Origin of the sequence: Psychrobacter urativorans, assembly GCF_904846675.1 — a bacterium.
GTDB lineage: Bacteria > Pseudomonadota > Gammaproteobacteria > Pseudomonadales > Moraxellaceae > Psychrobacter > Psychrobacter urativorans_B.
This window is the reverse complement of record NZ_CAJHBT010000001.1, coordinates 250,956-271,118: the sequence shown is the minus strand read 5'-3', so window position 1 is coordinate 271,118 and position 20,163 is coordinate 250,956. Positions and strand designations below refer to the sequence as shown.

Annotated in this window: 19 protein-coding genes and 1 pseudogene; 9 read left to right on the top strand and 11 right to left on the bottom strand. The window is 42.1% G+C overall.

Annotation, left to right across the window (positions count from 1 at the left end):
• The first annotated feature begins 161 nt into the window (after nt 1–161).
• The 4 genes from dapB to JMY06_RS01195 are packed head-to-tail and all read left to right on the top strand — an operon-like array spanning nt 162 to nt 3,780.
• The gene (dapB, locus tag JMY06_RS01210; protein WP_201615602.1) at nt 162–1,004 is read left to right on the top strand and encodes a 4-hydroxy-tetrahydrodipicolinate reductase; all 843 of its coding nucleotides are present in this window, start codon (nt 162–164) and stop codon (nt 1,002–1,004) included.
• Nucleotides 1,005–1,064: 60 nt separating this feature from the next.
• Nucleotides 1,065–2,426: an AAA family ATPase gene (locus tag JMY06_RS01205; RefSeq protein WP_201615601.1), complete on the top strand. Its 1,362-nt coding sequence runs from the start codon at nt 1,065–1,067 to the stop codon at nt 2,424–2,426.
• Nucleotides 2,427–2,924, top strand: coding sequence for a hypothetical protein (locus JMY06_RS01200; RefSeq protein WP_201615600.1), 498 nt, complete (start codon nt 2,427–2,429; stop codon nt 2,922–2,924).
• Nucleotides 2,908–3,780, top strand: coding sequence for a hypothetical protein (locus JMY06_RS01195; protein ID WP_201615599.1), 873 nt, complete (start codon nt 2,908–2,910; stop codon nt 3,778–3,780). The genes JMY06_RS01200 and JMY06_RS01195 overlap by 17 nt, the downstream gene beginning before the upstream one ends.
• Before the next feature lie 107 nt (nt 3,781–3,887).
• On the opposite strand, the pseudogene JMY06_RS01190 reads toward JMY06_RS01195, so the two are convergent.
• The 10 genes and pseudogenes from JMY06_RS01190 to erpA form a co-directional block, all read right to left on the bottom strand.
• A pseudogene (locus tag JMY06_RS01190) lies at nt 3,888–5,063 on the bottom strand (type III PLP-dependent enzyme).
• A 63-nt stretch (nt 5,064–5,126) separates the two neighbouring features.
• On the bottom strand, nt 5,127–5,687 hold the full coding sequence (gene def / locus JMY06_RS01185; protein ID WP_201529155.1) for a peptide deformylase: 561 nt from the start codon (nt 5,685–5,687) through the stop codon (nt 5,127–5,129).
• A 249-nt stretch (nt 5,688–5,936) separates the two neighbouring features.
• Entirely contained in the window at nt 5,937–6,191 is a 255-nt protein-coding gene (locus JMY06_RS01180; RefSeq protein WP_201529153.1) for a GlsB/YeaQ/YmgE family stress response membrane protein, read from the bottom strand.
• 397 nt (nt 6,192–6,588) lie between these two features.
• Complete coding sequence (mpl, locus tag JMY06_RS01175) at nt 6,589–8,199, bottom strand: UDP-N-acetylmuramate:L-alanyl-gamma-D-glutamyl-meso-diaminopimelate ligase (RefSeq protein ID WP_201615598.1); 1,611 nt, start codon at nt 8,197–8,199, stop codon at nt 6,589–6,591.
• 83 nt (nt 8,200–8,282) lie between these two features.
• Nucleotides 8,283–8,984, bottom strand: a complete 702-nt coding sequence (locus JMY06_RS01170; protein ID WP_201615597.1) for an IS1 family transposase — start codon at nt 8,982–8,984, stop codon at nt 8,283–8,285.
• 191 nt (nt 8,985–9,175) lie between these two features.
• Nucleotides 9,176–9,907: a copper resistance protein NlpE N-terminal domain-containing protein gene (locus tag JMY06_RS01165; RefSeq protein ID WP_227672098.1), complete on the bottom strand. Its 732-nt coding sequence runs from the start codon at nt 9,905–9,907 to the stop codon at nt 9,176–9,178.
• A gap of 333 nt (nt 9,908–10,240) precedes the next feature.
• Entirely contained in the window at nt 10,241–10,762 is a 522-nt protein-coding gene (locus JMY06_RS01160) for a disulfide bond formation protein B (protein WP_201615596.1), read from the bottom strand.
• 45 nt (nt 10,763–10,807) lie between these two features.
• The gene (gene gshA / locus JMY06_RS01155) at nt 10,808–12,394 is read right to left on the bottom strand and encodes a glutamate--cysteine ligase (RefSeq protein ID WP_201615595.1); all 1,587 of its coding nucleotides are present in this window, start codon (nt 12,392–12,394) and stop codon (nt 10,808–10,810) included.
• A 372-nt stretch (nt 12,395–12,766) separates the two neighbouring features.
• On the bottom strand, nt 12,767–13,123 hold the full coding sequence (locus JMY06_RS01150; protein WP_201529145.1) for a roadblock/LC7 domain-containing protein: 357 nt from the start codon (nt 13,121–13,123) through the stop codon (nt 12,767–12,769).
• Nucleotides 13,124–13,497: 374 nt separating this feature from the next.
• Nucleotides 13,498–13,878, bottom strand: a complete 381-nt coding sequence (gene erpA / locus JMY06_RS01145; protein ID WP_413786283.1) for an iron-sulfur cluster insertion protein ErpA — start codon at nt 13,876–13,878, stop codon at nt 13,498–13,500.
• A gap of 503 nt (nt 13,879–14,381) precedes the next feature.
• On the opposite strand from erpA, the gene JMY06_RS01140 reads away from it, so the two are divergent.
• Nucleotides 14,382–16,454, top strand: coding sequence for an ABC-F family ATP-binding cassette domain-containing protein (locus JMY06_RS01140; RefSeq protein WP_201615594.1), 2,073 nt, complete (start codon nt 14,382–14,384; stop codon nt 16,452–16,454).
• A gap of 81 nt (nt 16,455–16,535) precedes the next feature.
• Here the strand turns inward: JMY06_RS01140 and JMY06_RS01135 are convergent, their stop codons facing one another.
• Nucleotides 16,536–16,898 carry a septal ring lytic transglycosylase RlpA family protein gene (locus JMY06_RS01135; RefSeq protein WP_201529141.1) on the bottom strand — a complete coding sequence of 121 codons (363 nt, stop codon included), beginning with the start codon at nt 16,896–16,898 and terminating at the stop codon, nt 16,536–16,538.
• 498 nt (nt 16,899–17,396) lie between these two features.
• On the opposite strand from JMY06_RS01135, the gene JMY06_RS01130 reads away from it, so the two are divergent.
• The 4 genes from JMY06_RS01130 (at nt 17,397) to JMY06_RS11975 (ending at nt 20,150) form a co-directional block, all read left to right on the top strand.
• A complete protein-coding gene (locus JMY06_RS01130) occupies nt 17,397–18,413 on the top strand; it encodes a DnaJ C-terminal domain-containing protein (RefSeq protein ID WP_201615593.1) in 1,017 nt (338 codons plus the stop codon).
• A 79-nt stretch (nt 18,414–18,492) separates the two neighbouring features.
• Nucleotides 18,493–18,816 (top strand): chaperone modulator CbpM, encoded by a 324-nt coding sequence (locus JMY06_RS01125; RefSeq protein WP_201529137.1) that lies wholly within the window; start codon nt 18,493–18,495, stop codon nt 18,814–18,816.
• 499 nt (nt 18,817–19,315) lie between these two features.
• Complete coding sequence (locus JMY06_RS01120) at nt 19,316–20,014, top strand: MgtC/SapB family protein (protein ID WP_201615592.1); 699 nt, start codon at nt 19,316–19,318, stop codon at nt 20,012–20,014.
• Entirely contained in the window at nt 19,986–20,150 is a 165-nt protein-coding gene (locus JMY06_RS11975) for an FAD-dependent oxidoreductase (RefSeq protein ID WP_413786282.1), read from the top strand. The genes JMY06_RS01120 and JMY06_RS11975 overlap by 29 nt, the downstream gene beginning before the upstream one ends.
• The last annotated feature ends 13 nt before the right edge of the window (nt 20,151–20,163 follow it).

Genomic DNA, 20,163 nt, shown 5'->3' with positions numbered 1-20,163 from the left:
TACTGGAATGAATTTTTTGCAGCCTCTGTCACGCTTGCAAACAGCAAGCCAGAAAAATTTATTCCAGTAGCACGCTGCTATAATCATAACTCTTTTATCTCGAATCGACCCTATCACCTTAAAAAATCAGATTTTAAATAATAAAAATTTTAGGATAAAATATGACTCAACAAGTAGATAATAAAGTAGCTAAGCATAGTATAAATATTGGTGTTATTGGTGCAGGCGGACGTATGGGACGCATGTTGATTGAAGCGGTACAAGACAATCCGCAAACCAACTTAAGCGCCGCCATTGAGCGTCAAGGCTCAAGCCTTGTTGGAGCCGATGCTGGCGAAGTGGCTGCTATAGGGCTTTTAAACATAAAAATAGTCGACGATTTAACGGCAGTAATTAATGACATTGATGTGCTGGTCGATTTCAGCTTGCCTGATGCCACTGAGCAAAACATGAAAATCTGTGCCGAGCATAAAGTCGCAATGGTTATCGGTACCACAGGCTTTAATGAGCAGCAAGAACAAGCCTTAGCCGCAGCAAGTAAAGATATCGCTATCGTTTATGCTGGTAACTATTCCACCGGCGTTAACCTATCGTTGAAGCTGTTAGAGATGGCTGCTAAGGCCTTTGGTACCGATGCTGATGTTGAAATCATCGAAGCGCATCATAAGCATAAAATCGATGCACCATCGGGTACTGCCTATATGATGGCCGAAGCTGTAGCGCAGGCGCGAGGTCAGAACCTAAAAGATGTGGTGGTATACGGCCGCGAAGGGCAAACAGGCGCGCGCGAAACGGGTACGATTGGTATTCATGCGGTTCGTGGCGGTGAGATTGTTGGCGACCATACCGTGATGTTTATCGCTGATGGAGAAGTGGTCGAAATTACTCACCGCGCGCGGGAGCGCATGACTTTCGCCGCTGGTGCCATCCGTGCCACTACGTGGATAGTTCAACAAGCGGCTGGCCAATATAATATGCAAGATGTGTTGGGTTTGAATGAGTAAGGTTTAAATGGCTATGGTTTAAATAAGTAGTTAAGTACACTGACTATAAGCGAGATTATAATGACAGATAACGCCAGTATCACCATTAAAAACTTCAAAAGCTATAAAGATGCGACCCTGCCGTTATCCCCTCTGACTTTATTAATAGGGGCGAATGCGTCAGGGAAGAGTAATGCTATCGAAGCCTTTCGCTTTTTAAGTTGGGTGGCTGGCGGTGAGCGTCTCTCTACGCTAAAAAATAGGGTCAATGACAGTGATAAGGTAGTTCGAGGCAGTATCAAAGACTTAGCCTTTAACCACGAAAACAGCTTTTCTCTTTCATTCAATTATGCTTCCAATATTAGTTACTCTGGTGTTTTTCTAAATGAAGATAACCAACTTTATGTAGTAGCAGAAATTTATCAAGAAAAAGAAAATAAGTTATTTTTTCATAGAAGCGGTAAATATATTAATTTGGCTCTGAGATATCTTGATGCGTCTGACACCATAAAGCTTGCTTCTTTGAAATATATTCTTGAAGTAAATAAGAATAGTTGGATACCTCAAAGATTTGGTGACTTTGAAGTAGCAGCTAATTTTCCAGATCAAGATTTATCTGTATTATCTATGAAAAATTTCTATGACGTTATTTGGAAAGGCTTTCATGATACATCTCAGGTCAGTCCAATTAATATAAACTGCTTTGATGATTTGACGGACTTCCTGATTGATACTTTCTTTTATGATTTTGTGCCTGGCGTCATGCGTCAAGATAGTGTTTCAGAGAAAATACTTAGTAATAGTGGTTCAAATTTGGCAGGTGTCTTACGTCACCTTTGTAAAAAAAATTCAGAGTATAAAGAAAAAATACTACAGCTAGTACAGAGTTTACCTGAGCAAGACATTACGGATATCAAGTTTTATACAGACAAAAGAGAGCGTGTAGAGTTTTTACTATGCGAAAATTTTGGCAGCGCATCTACTGAACGCACCATGGATTTGTTATCTGACGGTACCTTAAAAGTATTAGGTATTGCAGCTGCGCTATTGTCTGTGCCAGAAGGTGCAACCGTAGTCATTGAAGAAATTGATAATAGTATTCATCCTACTCGAGCTCATGAAATCCTGAGTTTACTGCGTCAGTATGCAAAAGAGCGCAAGCTTAATTTATTATTATCTACCCATAATCCTGCACTAATGGATGCACTCCCTGACGAAGCTTTGGCAGATGCAGTATTCTGTTATAGAGACCCGCAAGCGGGCGATAGTAAGTTAGTGCGGTTAGGCGACCTAGATGATTATCTGGGCTTAGTCGCTCAAGGCTCATTAGGTGACTTAGTTACTCAAGGTATCGTTGAACGCTTTGTAAAACATCCGACGACTCCAGAGCAACGTAAAAAACAGGCATTAGATTGGCTTAGCCAGCTACAAGGAGCTGATTAGATGGCGGATATCTGCTTATTAGACACTAGCATATTATTAAATATATTAAATGTTCCGAATAAAAATCAAGAGATAGTTTCGGTCACAGCTGATTTTGAAATCTATGCTCAATCAAATTGTCGATTCATTATCCCATTATCTGTAGCAGTGGAAGTTGGTAATCATATTAGCCAAAATGGTGATGGAGGAACCCGCAGAAAAATTGCTAGAAGGTTCGTTGATATGATGAACAAGACATTTGCAGGTAACTTGCCATTTGAAATTAGCGATTTTGACTTAAAAAATGAATGGCAAAATTGGATTGGTGAGTTCGTTGATAGAGCTGGACAAAATAAAACAGCCGCTAAGCCTAATGAGGGTATGAGCCTGACAGACTTATCTATTATCAAAGAATACGATTCCTTACAAGCCAAGAATACAGCTAACAGAAGTAAGCATGTGAAAGTATTTATTTGGTCACTTGATTCGGATTTAAGTGCTTATGGACGCTCTTATTAAAAACTCAATGCTCCCATTACTGGCTACAGTCGCAAGCTTTGCTTTGTATTCTCCAGCCATAGCCGCCCCTTATCAAAACTCTTATAAAACTTATGTCATCCATACCTATGGCGGTGAGGCTCTGCTACCTGCCGTTCGCCACCAGCTGAGCGCCAGCCGTGATGGCGGTACGGTTGCAACTTATCAAGATAAACTAGTCCTAAATACCACTACTGCTAATTATCAAGCAGTGCAGCAGCTCCTAACGCAAATTGATGGCCAACCGCAAGCCTTAACTGTGTCTGTAAGAGTAGGTAATAATATCAACGCCCAAAGTAATATTAATCAAGGCCGAGTGATTATCAGTGACCAAGGCATTCAAGGCGCAGGTATTATTAACCAACGCAATAGCCAACAGCAAAATAACAGCTTATATCAGGTACAGACTTTGTCAGGAAGTGCAGCAAGTATCAGCACTGGCACGCTATGGTCACTCACCCAAATTTATCAAGCCAATGTTTATCCGTCATATAATCGCCCATTAGGGCAAATTATTATTCAGCAGCAAATTTTATTGCCAACAACTCAAGGCATTCAAGTCAAACCACGATTGCTGCCCAATGGACAAATCGAAGTTAATTTATCGCAAGTTGAAGAAAAGTTGGTAGGCTTTAATCGTAACACTCATTCTAATAACAGTTATCCAACGAATGCGATTAAGCGCCAAGGCTTAGATAGCACAATTATTGTCCCGTGTGGACAATGGATTAATATAGGTCAGATATCACAGAACACACAAAACCAAAGCTCAGGTTACGGCGGTAACAGTACTAGGATCAGTAACAACAGCACACCTATTTGGTTATTGGTGCAGTAGTTTTATATGAATAAATAATTAATACTCCATAAAAAAGCGCGGCACTGTTATTCGCAGTACCGCGCTTTTTTATTAATAACGTTTCATTTCAAGTTAATCAATCAATGCTAGTCAATATAGACTACTTCCAACGGTGGAAAACCATTAAACTCAACAGACGAGTAAGAGTTGGTATAAGCACCCGTAGTTAACCAGTAGATTTTATCGCCAATTTCAAGCTCTTCAGGTAACTGTTAGCCCGCCTCTTCATACATGATATCGGTTGAATCGCAAGTCGGCCCTGCCAATACTACCGTCCCTTTGTTGGTTGAGGTTTCCATTTTCGGGGTATAAACCGGATATTTAATAGCCTCACCTGAAGTTTCGATCAATCCTTGGAGCAGTCCCACATCGGTATATACCCAACGGGTCAAATCCGTGTGCGACTTACGTGAAATCAGCACCACGTCACTGACCAATACCCCTGAACCTCCGACTAGTGAGCGCCCCAGTTCCAATATAATCTCCGGCATATCTTCATCATTATAATCATCGGTTAGATAGCGTTTAATCTCTTGGGCATAGACCTGAATAGGATTGACTTCACTGAGATAATTGGCAGGGAAGCCACCACCCAAATTAATCATTTGCAGCTTAATATCTTCTTCGTTAAGCATCCAATCAAACATATATTTAACTTTGGCCAACGCATCGTCCCATGCTGCGACGTCTTTTTGCTGACTGCCGACATGGAAGGAGATACCATACGGCACAAGGCCCAAATCGCGTGCTTGAATTAGCAAGTCAATCGCCATATTAGGATGGCAGCCGAACTTTCGCGATAGTGGCCAATCAGCGGTTTCTGACCCTTGTACTAAGATGCGTACAAATACTTTTGAGCCAGGAGCATATTTAGCAATATTTTTGAGGTCCGCTTCTGAGTCGGTAGCGTATAGCTGCACGCCTTTATTATATGCGTATTCAACGTCTCGAGCCTTTTTGATGGTGTTGCCGTAAGAGATACGCGCAGCATCAACGCCGCAATCGAGTACTCGATCAAGCTTATAAACGAAGGCACAGTCAAAGTTTGAACCCAAATCTGCCAATAAGTTAATCACTTCAATCGCAGGACTGGTCTTCATCGCATAATGTATTTTAGCATTAGGAAACAGTCCTACCATCTCAGCGTATTTAGTTTTGATACGGCTTAAGACCACCATCAAAAAAGGAGTTTCGTGACCTTCAGCAGCTTTAGTGAATCTCTTTCAGCCGGCAGGGTCAAAATATTGGTCAATTTTGATCATGGTGATGAACCCCCTAATGACAATAAAGAATATAGACAATAAGTGATTGAAGCAATAAAAGTCTTAAATGTTAGTAGCTTGGGGCTGCTTATCTATTTGCTTGTCGTCCTGTTCTTGCTTTTCACGAATTTTGAGTACTTTACGCACTTTATCACGGGCACGGGTTTGTTTAAGATGCGATAAATAATCCACAAATATCACCCCATTTAAGTGGTCCATTTCGTGCTGGATACATACTGCCAATAAGCCTTCGACTTCCTTATCCATAGCTTTGCCGTTTTCATCTAAGGCTTCGATATGTACTTTATTAGGGCGCTCAACCTTATCATAAACGTCTGGTACGGACAGACAGCCTTCTTCATAGGGCTGTTTTTCTTCTACCAAAGGCGTTACTTTAGGATTGATGAATACCATCGGGGTATCTTTGTCTTCGGACAAGTCCATGACAATCAGCTGGATATGCTGATCTACTTGACTGGCGGCGAGGCCAATACCTTGCGCGTCATACATAGTCTCAATCATGTCAGTAATTAAGGTTTTGATATCGTCAGTAATCTCTTTTACCGGCGTAGCAATGGTACGCAAACGCGGGTCGGGATAGTTTAAAATAGGGAGTAATGCCATGTAGCTCACCTCAAAAATACGGATGGAGTAGGCGGATTATTATAAGATAAATGGGGGCAAAAGTAACATTTATCAATGACTTTCAATACTTATCACTATAAATGCGCTCTAAACATCTAAACCAAATAGTATAAAGGGCTTAATACTGATTTTTACTTTATATAAACATAAAAAAAGACCTTAAGTAGTATAAGGTCTTTTTTGTTGATGCTATTTTTATTTGCGTTATAGATACTAATAAGCTATTAGTTATACGCGGCGTTTACTCATAATCATCTCATAGATGAACAACAGGATAATAGCACCAATTACTGAGAATATTAGACCAATAAAGCCACCGTCAGCGTTAATACCTATCAGACCTGCTACGAAACCACCAAGCATTGCACCAACAATACCAAGGATTATAGTCATAATCCAACCCATCGGGTCGCTACCTGGTTTAATAGCACGGGCTAATAGACCAGCAACCAAACCTACGATAATCATCCAAATAAAACCCATTGTCATTCTCCTAATTTATTTATTCCAATTAATGTTTTTATTAATCGTGTCTTTTATAAGTAATGCGTATTTGATGAATCTATTGTAAGCACTCGACCATTCAAAAAGTAAGTGCAAAGTGTTACCTGTGTAGGCGCTATGTGATGAAATTCAGTGATTTGCTATTATTCGCGGACTTTAGGTAAATGAAAGGTTACAAAGGTAAGCATACAGCTAGTGGCTATAATTTTTTATTTTCTTCTCCATAGCAATAAATTACAGAAAACGAGCTATAAAAATAGCGTCAGACTCTTAACAAAGTCTGACGCTATTGATCTTTCTGCCATTGGTTATATTAGGATAGGGCCAGATAAGATCAGGGAGAAAGTGACATCATATTAAGTACAGCTTAAGCGAATTATTCCTGTAACGCTGATAGTAAGCGCTGATGGATCCCTTCAAATCCGCCATTAGACATGATAATAATCGCATCGCCTGCCTGTGCATGGGTACTGATATGCGAAATGATGGCATCGACACTAGTCATAACTTGTTGGTTGCCCATATTGCTACTCGCTGCATTTGCATGGTCAATAATCTCTTGTAATCCCCACTCAAGACCTGTCGGCTCATACCAAAGCGTTTGGTCAGCAAGCGCTGCTGATTGGGCGAGACTGTCCTGATGCACACCCATTTTCATGGTGTTGCTACGTGGCTCAATAATCGCCCAAATGCGCCTGCCTACCAGTTTCTTTTTGGCACCATCTAAGGTGGTGGTGATGGCAGTCGGGTGGTGAGCGAAATCATCAAATATTAAAATATCATTGGCGTCACCGATAAGCTCCATCCGGCGCTTGATGCCGGCAAAAGCTGACAGGGCAGTACAGGCGGTCTCAACACTGACACCAACATCGTAGGCCGCTGCGACGGCTACTAGTGCATTGTTAACATTATGAATGCCACTCATCGACCAATCCACGGCAGCCGTTGCTTCAGTATTAGACTTATTATCAGTACTAATATCAGCTGCATTATCAACATCACCATTAAAGCTGACTTTAAACTGGCTACCATCTTCAGTAATAAGAGTGGCTTGCCAGTCGCTATTGCCAGTCACTTTTACGTCTTTTTCTGCACCACCCGATTGATTGCTGGATAAATTATTATCAGTGACTGAAGTGCGCCAAATAGGTGTCCAAACGCCTTTAGCCAGTGTGTCTTCTAAGCTGATAGTAGCCGCCGGCATAATGATTTTGCCCGTACGTGGAATCATGCGTACCATATGATGAAACTGTACTTGAATGGCATTAAGGTCAGCGAAAATGTCGGCATGATCAAATTCAAGATTATTCAAGATAGCGGTACGCGGACGATAATGGACGAACTTTGAGCGCTTATCAAAAAATGCAGAGTCGTATTCATCGGCTTCAATGACAAAATAACCAGAAGTTGAAGTTTCAGCTGTGCTGTTTGTTGATAAATTTTTGGACGAAGTAGCGGTTGATGAAAGATAATTTGATGGAGTAACAGTTGACGCAGTTTGGTCAGCACCTAAATAACTGCTGTGTGCAAACACCTGCTGCAAGTGCTCATCAGTGGTATTGACGAGCGGCACGCCACCAATTAAAAATCCAGCATCGATACCCGCATAGTGAAGTATCCATGCCAGCATCGTCGTCGTTGTGGTTTTACCATGGGTACCGGCAACCGCTATGACGTGACGCGACTGTAATATTTGCTCAGACAAAAATTGTGGGCCTGAGGTATAACGCAGACCTTGGTCTAACATATATTCAACCACTTCCATACCGCGCTTCATCGCATTGCCGACCACTACCAAATCTGGGGTTGGCTGCAAATGCTCTACCAGATAGCCCTCGCTAATCGTTACGCCAGCATGCTCGAGTTGGGTAGACATAGGCGGATAAACATTGGCATCGGAACCGGTCACCGTATGCCCAAGCTCGCGTGCCAGTAAGGCAAGCGATCCCATAAATGTGCCGCAAATACCAAGGATATGAATATGCATAGACGTTCCGCGCAATATAAGATGAATGGATGAGTATAGAAAAGAGATAAACAATAGGTGGTGTTCTAAAAAGTATGCTGGCATCAAACATAACCATAATTGATATAAAAGAACACCAAATCAAAGACTTTAAAGTGATTATCAAGCTTTTTAGAGAAACAGCAGGTTCTTCTAACGGCTCGTTTTAGTCGGTGTCTAAGACGGCAGTTATTGCCTTCTATACCTACAGTATGTTGTTTGCCAATCCGTTTATTTTCTGGTTTAAAGGCCGTTAAGAAACTGTTCCAGTTATCCATGCTAACAGAGCTATACGTCACTTTAAGGTACTTGAGACGGCACCGTAGCTTTCTTGCCGTGGCTAAGTCACGTTTACCCCAAACATAAGCCACAATCTCACTGGTGTCACGATCATAAGCATAAATGAGCCAGACTTTACGCTTTTTTCGACCCACGTAAGTCCAAAACTCATCAACCTCTAAGCGTTCATAATAACGCTTCTTAGGAGTAGTTTTATACACGGATGAGCCTAAGGTGCTCAGTACTTTACCAATACTAATCGAGGTAATGACAGCGATGTCTCTGATACCGCAGCCTCGAGCAGTCATCAGCCGTATTCTATCTTCTATTCTAGAATGACAGCCTTGGTAGGTTAAGGCATGGTCGCCAATGAATTGACGCTGACAATACTTACATTGGTAGTTCTGCTTGCCATAGCTTTTTATGCCGTTGATCGAAAAACTTGTACTGTGACAGTCGGGGCAGCTGATATCTATTTGTGTCTTCATAACCTCAAATATAACATCTTGCTTTGGCTGTCACCTCTCCTTTAATTCCTCAGCATACTTTCTGTTACACCACCAAGACGTTATCTAGGCCACTATAACTGTACTTATTGTAAAGTAAAGCCTAATACATGACCAATAAAAAACGCCCAATAAGTAGGCGTCAATAAGGTTTCATTACTATGATTTTGATTTTACTTACGCGATAAGATGTAGTCCGTATCGAGCGTTTTGTCTTCATTCACCATTACTAAGTGATTGTCTTGGATACAATAGGTTTCGATATCCTTGGTGTCATACACAATGGTAATAGTGACGTCGTCTTGACGATAAATTCCCGACTCAACCACGGGAGCTTGTGCGGGTTCTGGGTTCTTATAAACACTGGTTTTTAAGACTGAACCATCGGCAAACAAATTGAGGGTGATGGTAACCCCTTCACAGGATGAGCAGGGTAGCATACCGACATAATCACCAATCAAAGTGGCTTGTAAGGCACTATCAGCGTTCTTCTCTGAAATCATCGGCGTCCGTCGTGGTGACACGCTATCATCTGTTTTGGCGGCGGCCATGAGCGATTGGCCTTCATCCTCGCCTTCTACTTCTAGTTGATCATCTTGCTGCTGTGTGTTTGCCTCTTCGGATGCCACCCTTTGTGCAGTGGAGTCCTGCGCCGCTTGGGTAGACAAAAGTGTATCATCAGCGACAGGCGCAGCGGTGGACTGACTGTCACAGCCCATCAACAGTACACAAAAGGACAGCGGCAACCCTAAGCATCCAAATCTTCGTAATAACGTAGTGGTATGGTTGGTAACCTTAGCAAACTTAGCAAACTTAGCAAACTTAGCAAACTTAGCAAACTTAGCAAACTTAGCAAACTTAGCAAACTTATTAAACATGGGCAGTATCAGCATAGAATATATCATTATCATACCTACAACAAACAAACGTCATTTAGAGAGCAGCGATAAGTGCGAGCATCATCACGCCAACTAAATCAGTTATCGTCATAACAATAGGTTCTCAGGGCGATAGACAAATCTGTTTATCAAAAAAGTGATGCTTATATCCTGCAAGGCATAATATAATTCCAAATTTGGATAAATCAGATAAACTGCTATAAGGTATCAAACACCAAAGGCGACTATGTGGAATTTTTGTTATCAGTGTAAAAATTATGTATTAAAAAGCCTCGTAGCTGTTTAGTTAATAATCAGCTACGAGGCTATGAAAAAGTCATAAGGATTGAGATTCTACTATTAACGAACGCTGACCATAGGATGCAGAATACGCCAAAATACCAGAGCATGGATAATCAATAAAACGCTGAAGAATATTAACGACTGTTCTGGGATGCTGAGCCCCAAAAAGTGCCAAGCAACCGAGGCACATTCGCCAGAGCCTGCTAGCACTTCGTTCAGGACTTGTTTCATAGGCAAGGTATCGAGCCAATAATCGAGACCCGGTCCACACGAAGGTACTTGATCTGCGGGCAAATGCTGTAGCCAGACATGCCGCACTGCTATCGCTGTTGCCCAACCTATACCTGCCAGACTACCAAGCCATAATAGCAGCTTGATGATCACTGATTTAGGATGCCATAACGCAGCAATCAGCGCAAAGCTGCCCATTACCATTAGGCCAATACGCTGAAAGATGCACAGTGGGCAAGGGGGAAATCCCATATAGCGCTGCAAAAAAAACAGCGCAAAGCTCATACCAATGACAGTCATCAGTACCAAAAATACTTGCAAGCGGCGGTAAGTTGTCAGTCGTTGCATCAGGTCAGTATTCTTATATAGTGTGGCAAGATCAGTGGAGTGCGACTAACGATATTGCTGTAAAAATTCCATAAAGTCTTCAGTCTCAGCCTCTTCGAGCTCAGCCTGTTGCAAGATCGACTTTTCTACCAGTACCTCATACTTAGCCTGTGTATTTGGGCTCAGTGTTTGCTGTAATAGCAGTTCACGATGCTGCTTTGCTAAGGTAAATCCAAGCTGCCACATGCTGCCTAAACGCTCACTGTCAGCATTAACTTGGGCAGATATAGTCGATTCAGAGTGCACTGCTTTACCTTGCATCAGTGCTACTGCGGTGCGATAATCATTGCCACCATAATGCGCGTCAAGCATGGCTGCTAATGGACGCATATTGGCTAAATGTGTCAGCATCCAACCTTCTAATGGTTGCTCAGTGCCGTTATTTAAGATATGTAGACCATCGCGGCGACCTTCATTGACCACGCGCTCAAGGTTTATTGCCAGCTCTTCTTCCTCGATAGGCAACAGATCTGGTGAGTCATTGAACAGGCAATATAGCGCCATCACCTCCAAAAAACAGGCACTGGATAAACGAATACCGACATCACTATACGGGTCTAAATCAATAGCGCGGAACTCAACATAAGCGATACCGCGGCGTTCAAGTGCTTCAGTTGGAGTTTCACCGCGCTCAGCGATTTGTTTGGGGCGGATAGGGCTGTAGTATTCGTTTTCTATTTGTAAAATATGGTCATTAATTTGAATGGGATTGCCATTATCATCATTCAAGCCCAATTTTTGGAAGCTTTCATGCGGCGTTTGAATGGCGCGGCGCAGACCTTCAATATATTCAGGTAAATGGTTATAACGAATATCGAGATGCTCTTGAACGCTATTGGTGTAGCCCAGTTTGCCCATGCGTAGGCTGGTGGCAGTAGGCTTATAATAGGTCGAGTCATTCATTAATAACAAGTCATGCTCACGACCGGCAATAAAGCACGGGCAGACGCTAGGACTGGCTCCCAGTAAATACAAGACCAGGCTGGTCAGACGCTTGAAGTTACGAATGAGGCCTAAATACTTATCATTCTTAAACTCTGTCAGTGTTTGCGGCTGTTCTTGGTTTTGAGTCGAGGCCACTTTTTCTTGCCATGATTCGAACAGTCCATCACCAAAAGACAGATTATAATGAAGTCCGGCAATGGTCTGCATCCGGCGACCATAGCGAATGCCAAGGCCACTACGATAAAGGGTTTTAAGCTTACCTGTATTAGAGCTGCCGTAGTCCGCCAATGGAATATCTGCATCGTCGGCTGATAGCATGCACGGCATAGACAGCGGCCACATCAGCTCGTTTTCAGGCAACGCTTGATAGACCAAGACGTGTAATTGACGCAGCTTATTTAGCGTGTCTTTCGGTGACTCTCTAGGATCAGTAATGAGTTCCAGTAAGCTTTCAGAGTAGTCGGTTGTAATAGAGGGATGGGTCAATTTCGAACCGAGCTTCGCAGGATGCGGGGTCTGAGTTAGATAACCATCGGGTCTAACGCGTAGCCCTTCTTTTTCGATACCGCGTAGCATCCCCGTTAAGTGTTGACTGGCAAACCAGCTTGGGATTTCAAAATTGGTAAAGGTCGGTGCAAAATTACTCATAATAGTTCATCTGTTGTTATTCGTTATGGCAGAGCAAAGACGGGTCGGGGCTTGCTCAGAATAGTTAGGGCTTGCTTAGAACAGAGGGTAATACAGTGTCATTGATGCAGTCAGTTTAGCCCAAAGTGGGTCTGAAAACCACGCACAATTACAAAACCAGTAACCTTCGTTTAAGGCGAGCTTGCTGATATTTAGTCAATCATACCTAGCTTATTAGACAGTAACGGCATTAATAAGGACAGTTTATTGAATCAATAGATGGCTTTCTATAATGCTAAAGTCATATAAAGCGTAAATTAACATATAAAAAAGCATCTATCTGTAAGAGAGATGCTTTTTTATAGCGGCCTAAGCAATTGGGTCAATCTACGCTTATGAGAAGTCGAGTTCAGTCTCAAAGCTTTTTAGGTTATGACGGGCCATTGCTAGATTAGACTTTTGACGATCAAGCACTAGGTATAAAAATAAGTTACTGTTACGTACGAGTGGACGTAGCAGATGGTATTGCCTACCTAAAGTGATTAGGATATCTTCGATATTTTCATTAAGACCTAACGCCTCAGAAACTTTACGCTTGGCGCGTAGCACTTCAGTGTTGCCAGCAGCGGCAAGATCGAGATCAATACCCGTACCTACTGTAGCAAGCGCCAGACCAGATTCGCTATCAACCAAAGCGGCTGCGATAAAGCCGTCAATTTCGTTTAATGGATCGAGTGATAACTTGGCCATCGTACTATTCCTTCGAGAATATATAAAAGAGTATTGAATTTTTTTTGAGTAGTAATTGGTAAAAGCCGTAATCGTTAAGCCTTATTTTCATGGTACATAAATGCCAAAAATTAACACTCATTAGTATTTCTAACCAATTATCGACTAAATTTAAGCACAGGCTGACAATAATACAACTAATAACCGACCAGCTGTATTATTGTTCGGTTAATCAGTAACAAGAATATTATCGAGAGTACATCTGCATACTAAGATAAGTTTATAAACGGATAAATTATATAATGAAAACCGTCATTTGAAATTAAGAATGACGGTAAGATACCGTCATTTACCTTAAATTTTAATACTATACCCGTTAATGATATAACAGCGGCTTAAATAGAGAAAGATGAGCCACAACCGCAAGTGGTAGTCGCATTAGGATTTTGCACCACAAAACGCGCGCCTTCTAAGCCTTCGGTATAGTCAACGGTAGAGCCTTGCAGATACTGATAGCTCAATGAGTCAATGACTAAGGTGACATCATCATTATCGAAATTGGCATCATCATCATTGAGTTCATTGGCAAAGTTAAAGCCGTAAGAGAAGCCTGAGCAGCCACCACCGGTTACATAAACCCGCAGCATCAAATCGCTGTCACCTTCTTCTTCACGCAGACGCCGTACTTTTTGAGCCGCGCTGTCGGTAAGGTTTAAAACGGTAGGATCCATAGGCTGGCTGGCACTTGGATTGTATTGGTTAGTTGCTTCGTTCATATCTACCTCAGTGTTTATAATCAAATACTGCTGTCAATCAAATACTGTCGATTCTTACTGTCATTTTATATTGACGTTGGCCGTCTGCCGGCGCTTGATAGGCGTTACTTATAGATAGTAAGGTACGGCGGCGTGATTGATTCGATTAGGGGCGGTGTTCATTATAGAAAAATTATGGCAAATTAGTTAGGCTAAGACTAAGACAGATAGCGCTTAACTGCCTGATGTCAATAGTGTTTTGATATTATATCATAATTGGGGTGACGATTAATTTGTCAAGAGCGATAGCTGTCTTTGTTAAAAGAAAAGCTTAATCTATCTACTATAAAGTCTTAGTTTATCAATATTAAACGCTTAAAGATGAAATACTTATTTAATCGTTTGCCTATCGTCTAGGCGTTTGAAATAATAGCCGTCAGTTAGTACACCATTCGTGTACTGTACCTAGAAACTTGTTTTTGTCAAAAATACATTCTACAAAACCTTTGAGATGAAAAAACCCTATGATCGAATTTAAAGACGTTGGTGTTCGCCGTGATGGTCGTGAATTATTTTCAGGTGCGAGCTTCCAGCTACATCCTAACCAAAAGATTGGCTTAACGGGCAATAACGGCACTGGCAAATCCACCTTATTCGCCTTATTGCTGACACGCATGGGCACAGGTGATACTGAAGTAACGGTCGATCGCGGTGAAGTGACTATTCCGGATAGCTGGCAGGTGGCGCATATGGCGCAGGAAGTGGGCGCGAGTGCGCAGACGGCAATTGATTATGTGCTGAGCGGTGATGAGCAGTGGTATAAGATTAATGCTGCTTTGAGTAATTTAAGCACCGTTAGTGATGACCAAATTGGGGTATTGCATCAGCAATTCGATGAAATCGACGGCTATCGCACACCTACTAAAGCGGCACAAATTATGTCGGGGCTTGGTTTTAGTACGGTGCAACATGAACTTCCAGTAGACAGTTTTTCCGGTGGTTGGCGCATGCGTTTGAATTTGGCGAAGACTTTGATGAGCCGCGCCGATTTAATGTTGTTAGATGAGCCGACTAACCATTTGGACTTAGATGCTATTTTATGGCTTGAGACTTGGATCAATGCATTTACCGGTCTGGTTATCGTAATCTCGCATGACCAAGCGTTTTTGGACAATACTATTGGTCATATTTTGCATGTTGAGCAACAAAAAATCACCATGTATACCGGCAACTATCAGCAGTTTATTCGTACTCGCCATGAGCGCATGGCGCAGCAGCAGCAAGCCTTTGAGAAGCAAGAAGCGACTAAGGCGCATTTAGATGACTTTATTCGCCGTTTCCGCGCCAAAGCCAGTAAAGCCAAGCAAGCACAAAGCCGTATCAAGCAGCTGGAGCGCATGAGCGAGCTGTCCCCTATGATGGCAGACAACCCATTCTCGTTTCAATTTTATGAGCCCGCCAACATGAGCTCGCCATTGATTGAGCTGACCCATGCAGATATTGGCTATACGGACACGCCACTTTTATACAATGCTAACGTGCAAGTGACTCCTGATACGCGTATCGGTCTACTGGGTATGAATGGCGCGGGTAAATCGACTTTGATTAAGGCTTTGGTTGGCGAGCTTGGCGTATTATCCGGCACTTATCGCGTATCTGATACTTTAAAATTAGGCTACTTTAACCAGCATCAAATGGATGCTTTAGATGCCGCCGCCTCTCCGCTACAGATGATGCGTCGTCTAGCTGGCAAAACATCCGATGCCGAATTGCGCTCGTTCTTAGGCAGTTTTGACTTTCGCGGTGAGCGTATTGATACCCCAAGCGAGTTGTTCTCAGGTGGCGAGCGTGCGCGCTTAACTTTAGCTTTAATCGTTTGGCAGCGTCCTAACGTCTTGGTACTCGATGAGCCGACCAACCATTTAGACCTACAAATGCGCCAAGCATTAACCATGGCGCTACAAGGTTTCGAGGGTGCCGTGGTACTCGTATCCCATGACCGCGAGCTGATTGCTAATGTCTGCGATGAGCTATATCTAGTACATGACGGTCAAATTGAAGAGTTTGATGGCGATATCAGTGATTACGGTAAGTGGCTGTCTGATAAGCGTAAAGAAACCAATAGCTCAGATAAAGGTAGTGATAAAAAAGGTAAGAATAAAAAAGCTAAGAAAAAATTCGTTAATAAAGAGAATGTTTCACGTGAAACTGATGTTAAAAATAGCAGTTCTCAGCCTGATAATTTAACGCACACTAAAAAAAAACTAGCAAATCCTAAATCGGATACTAACACTACCGCTTCATCATCGCTTACAAAAGAGGAGCAGCGCAAACTGGCCGCCGACCAGCGCAAGCTTACGGCCCCTGTTCGCCGTGAGATTGAAGATACCGAAAAGGCTTTAGTGAAGATTGACGATAAGCTGGCAAGTTTAGAGGTTAAGCTTGCTGATACTGACCTTTATGAGGAAAGCCGAAAAGCTGATTTGATACGCTTACTAGATGAGCAAACAGCGTTACAGCAGCAGCATAGCGACAATGAAGAAAGCTTATTGATGGCGATGACTACTCTTGAAGAGATGGAAACTGACTTTAGCTAAGCGGGTAAATAGCTACAAATAAGAAAATGAGACATAAAAAGGGGAGAGCGCAAGCTCTCCCCTTTTCATTACGTTATTAAGTTATTGTCTACGGTATTTACCATCACCGTAAGACAGTATCTTCATACTAGTCGTACAAAGTTGACAGTTTATTTTACCAGCAGCGGCTTTAGATAGATCAAGGACTCGTCCGCGAATAAAAGGTCCTCTATCCGTAATTTTCACTATCACGCTCTGCTTTGTCTTTTGGTTGGTCACTTGTACCTTCGTACCAAACGGCAGCGTTTTATGCGCAGCAGTCAAGGAATTCATATTAAAGATACTACCACTAGCTGTGCGTTTACCATGAAACTGTTTACCGTAGTAACTGGTGTTAGCGGCAAAAACTGTGGTACTTAACAGCAGTGATAACGTGATAACTAAAGACTTGATTAAATAAGACATTTAATACCTTTTTACGATTGAGGAGATAGACAGGTACTCTTGCCTATGTTATCTATACTCCCTGCGAGTACAAATAATACAATCATTTTACAATAAAAAACTTGTCATATTCTTACAGGTATGTAAAGAAACACTCAAGTTAAATATTTCTTAGTATATTCATACTTATTAATATTATTAATCCATGAGTAATTTGATTAATGATATATGCATAACTGCTAGTACTCTTAACCATTAGCTTCAATTTATACTATGGTTACCTTGAAGTCGCTTTGACGATGACCTATTGTGTAAAGTGGTTTATAAAAAATTTTAAAAGAGAGGATTGTAAAAGTAAGCATAGCGCCAAATATAAATATCACTCACCATAACTATAAAAGCACTCTTTATATTTTAATTTTAAAAAACATAAAATATTGATTCATTACGTTATGCTATAGACGTAGCCTATTCATAAGCATAAGAAATACGAGCATAAAAAATAAAAGGAGCAATAACATGGCCGAGAAAAATTATTATGACATTTTAGGGGTTAAAAAAAATGCCTCAGATGCGGATATCAAAAAAAAATACCGTAAGCTAGTACGACAATACCACCCTGATGTCAGCGATGATCCAGACGCTGATAATAAGATTGCCGAGATTAACAATGCTTATGAAACCATCAGAGATAAAGACAAGCGCGCTCAATATGACGCCATGCTAGACAATCCATTTGCCGGTCAAGGTGGTGGCGCTGGGTTTGGGGGGCAGGCAGGAGGCGGTCAACAAGGCGGTTTCCGCTGGGAAGATATGAAAGACCAATTCGGTGACGGTGAAGCCTTCGGCGATGGTGGCTTTCGCTTCGATGATATTTTTTCAGCCTTTGGTCGCGGTGCTCGTGGGCAAACGGGCGGTCAGGGTCAGTCACAGCGTGGCGGTTTTGACCAATTTGGCAGTGGTTTTAGCGCACAAGATAGCAAGGGTCAAGACCAGCACGCGGAGATTAATGTTGATTTGGCGTCGGTCTATAATGGCGATGACTACAGTATTAAATTGAATGTTCCTGTCCGTCAAATTAATGGTAGCGTGGACTATGAGAATAAAACGCTCAAAATTAAAATTCCCAAAGGCATCACTGACGGCAAACAAATTCGCCTAACTGGACAAGGTGCAGCCGGCAGTGGTAGCGGCAAAAATGGTGACTTATTCTTAAAAGTTAAAATTACCCATAGCGCCAATATTCGTCTAGAAGGCGCTAATGTTTATCAAACTGTGAATATCACCCCATGGGAAGCGGCGCTCGGTGAAAAAATTAACGTCACTACCCCAGCAGGAACTTTGGGCGTTAATATCCCTAAAAATAGTAAATCTGGTAGTAACTTGCGCCTTAAAGCCAAAGGTATTCCTGCTAAACAAGCTGGCGATCTATACTTAACAATGAATATCGTCAACCCAGACGTCAGCACGGATGCGGCAAAAGCAGCTTATGAGCAGCTAAAACAAGCCTTTGCCGATAGCAGTATTAACCGCTAATAGTCGTTGTCAAAAGTAGGTTTTGTATATAACAGCGTTACCGATACCATTTGTTAAAGAGCAAACGAGGATAATAATTATGAAACACTCGCCTGAATTAACCGACATTATCATGAGCTTAGATGAGCTGATATCTGCCTGTGGTCAAGAGCGCCAATGGGTTATCGCTTTAATTGAAGAAAATATCATTGAGTATGACGTCCCTGAAAGTGAACAGTTCAGCGGTTATCAGCTGACTACCGTTCGCCGCGCCTCCCGTCTCAGCCGTGATTTTGAAGCTAGCGTGCCTGCGATTGGCTTAATCATTGAGCTCTTAGATGAGCTAGAAAATTTGCGTGAGTTCAAGCGCCAATGGGATGCTGATTCAACGATGATAGAAGTAGATGTCAGCAGTTTAAAATAGTAAGTTATGACTTAGCTTTTTATGGACCAGTCTTTTATAAAGTGCCACTCATAAAACAATCCTTATCGTGGGTTTAATCTATCAAGCATCGGTGGCGTTATCTTTTCGTGACTTGTTATAAGCTAGGTGAACAACTTCCAGCACGATATTAAACAACTCTGGTAAAGCACACCCCTTTTTTACGCTAACAAGAGTAGTCGTGTGAACCGGTTTTTCACACGCTGTTCTTAACGTTTTTTCTTTAAAGAGCATTTTTCAGCAATGACTATCAGGTTTCCCTTTTTTACTCTGATAGTCATTGCTGACCAAAAATCCATTAATACCACTACTCATACTGCCATTAATCATATTCAGCAGCTACCCAAAAACTTTGAAAAAATAAGCCTATTGAAAGATAAATGCTTATAAAGCAGAAGGTTCGTTCATTTAGGGAGGGTTTCGGGTGGTAATCAAGTAGACTGAAGAAAGAAGATATGTTTGGGTGTATGGAGGTGGAGGGATGGAATTTTGGTTAGGCATTGAAACGCTGATGAAACTCAGCATTGCTGCAGTACTTGGTTTAGTCATTGGGTTAGAGAGAGAACTGAGGCAGAAACCCCTGGGATTAAAGACAAGTTTGGTCATCAGTATCGTCAGCTGTTTGTTAACGATTGTATCCATTGAGTCGGCCTATACATTTCCTGACAGTCGTACGGGCGTTATGATTCAAATGGATCCTCTACGTTTAGCTGCGCAAATTGTGTCAGGTGTTGGGTTCTTGGGCGCTGGTGTTATTTTGCGGCGAGGTAACGAACAGATTTCAGGATTGACGACCGCTGCAATTATTTGGGGAGCGGCAGGTATTGGGATTGCGGTAGGTGCTGGCTTTTATACGGAAGCCATATTCGGGGTGTTGCTGCTGCTGATTAGTGTAGAGCTGATACCTTATTATATTCTCAAATACGGGCCGAAGCGCTTACGTCGTAGAGAATTCACTTTCCGAATCAGGGTACTTGAACAAGCAGGAATTGAAGCCGTTATCACTGAGCTCGGGCGTCAGCGGTACATCGTTATGCAATCACGTATTAAAGACATGGATAAAGAAAGCATGCATTTATTGGAAATTAAAGTGCGAGTACCTTCCGATCAAACGCTGCCAGTCATTTATGATGCGATGAAAAGAATTGAGCATGTGCATACAGTGGAAATTATCGGGTAGAGGCGGAATTACCGGCACAAGTATCGCATTGGATGCTGCCACACGTGGCGTGAAAACTTTACTCTTTGAGAGGCAATATTTTGCAGCGGGTTCGTGGTGCCGCTCGACAAAGTTAGTGCAGGGAGGGCTGAGTTAATTAAAGCAGATGG

What these genes read in the sequence shown, in the direction of transcription:
- dapB (WP_201615602.1), top strand. Translation starts at nt 162, where the DNA reads ATGACTCAACAAGTAGATAATAAAGTAGCTAAGCATAGTATAAATATT.
- JMY06_RS01205 (WP_201615601.1), top strand. Translation starts at nt 1,065, where the DNA reads ATGACAGATAACGCCAGTATCACCATTAAAAACTTCAAAAGCTATAAA.
- JMY06_RS01200 (WP_201615600.1), top strand. Translation starts at nt 2,427, where the DNA reads ATGGCGGATATCTGCTTATTAGACACTAGCATATTATTAAATATATTA.
- JMY06_RS01195 (WP_201615599.1), top strand. Translation starts at nt 2,908, where the DNA reads ATGGACGCTCTTATTAAAAACTCAATGCTCCCATTACTGGCTACAGTC.
- def (WP_201529155.1), bottom strand. Translation starts at nt 5,687, where the DNA reads ATGGCATTACTCCCTATTTTAAACTATCCCGACCCGCGTTTGCGTACC.
- JMY06_RS01180 (WP_201529153.1), bottom strand. Translation starts at nt 6,191, where the DNA reads ATGGGTTTTATTTGGATGATTATCGTAGGTTTGGTTGCTGGTCTATTA.
- mpl (WP_201615598.1), bottom strand. Translation starts at nt 8,199, where the DNA reads ATGCATATTCATATCCTTGGTATTTGCGGCACATTTATGGGATCGCTT.
- JMY06_RS01170 (WP_201615597.1), bottom strand. Translation starts at nt 8,984, where the DNA reads ATGAAGACACAAATAGATATCAGCTGCCCCGACTGTCACAGTACAAGT.
- JMY06_RS01165 (WP_227672098.1), bottom strand. Translation starts at nt 9,907, where the DNA reads ATGATATATTCTATGCTGATACTGCCCATGTTTAATAAGTTTGCTAAG.
- JMY06_RS01160 (WP_201615596.1), bottom strand. Translation starts at nt 10,762, where the DNA reads ATGCAACGACTGACAACTTACCGCCGCTTGCAAGTATTTTTGGTACTG.
- gshA (WP_201615595.1), bottom strand. Translation starts at nt 12,394, where the DNA reads ATGAGTAATTTTGCACCGACCTTTACCAATTTTGAAATCCCAAGCTGG.
- JMY06_RS01150 (WP_201529145.1), bottom strand. Translation starts at nt 13,123, where the DNA reads ATGGCCAAGTTATCACTCGATCCATTAAACGAAATTGACGGCTTTATC.
- erpA (WP_413786283.1), bottom strand. Translation starts at nt 13,878, where the DNA reads ATGAACGAAGCAACTAACCAATACAATCCAAGTGCCAGCCAGCCTATG.
- JMY06_RS01140 (WP_201615594.1), top strand. Translation starts at nt 14,382, where the DNA reads ATGATCGAATTTAAAGACGTTGGTGTTCGCCGTGATGGTCGTGAATTA.
- JMY06_RS01135 (WP_201529141.1), bottom strand. Translation starts at nt 16,898, where the DNA reads ATGTCTTATTTAATCAAGTCTTTAGTTATCACGTTATCACTGCTGTTA.
- JMY06_RS01130 (WP_201615593.1), top strand. Translation starts at nt 17,397, where the DNA reads ATGGCCGAGAAAAATTATTATGACATTTTAGGGGTTAAAAAAAATGCC.
- JMY06_RS01125 (WP_201529137.1), top strand. Translation starts at nt 18,493, where the DNA reads ATGAAACACTCGCCTGAATTAACCGACATTATCATGAGCTTAGATGAG.
- JMY06_RS01120 (WP_201615592.1), top strand. Translation starts at nt 19,316, where the DNA reads ATGGAATTTTGGTTAGGCATTGAAACGCTGATGAAACTCAGCATTGCT.
- JMY06_RS11975 (WP_413786282.1), top strand. Translation starts at nt 19,986, where the DNA reads ATGTGCATACAGTGGAAATTATCGGGTAGAGGCGGAATTACCGGCACA.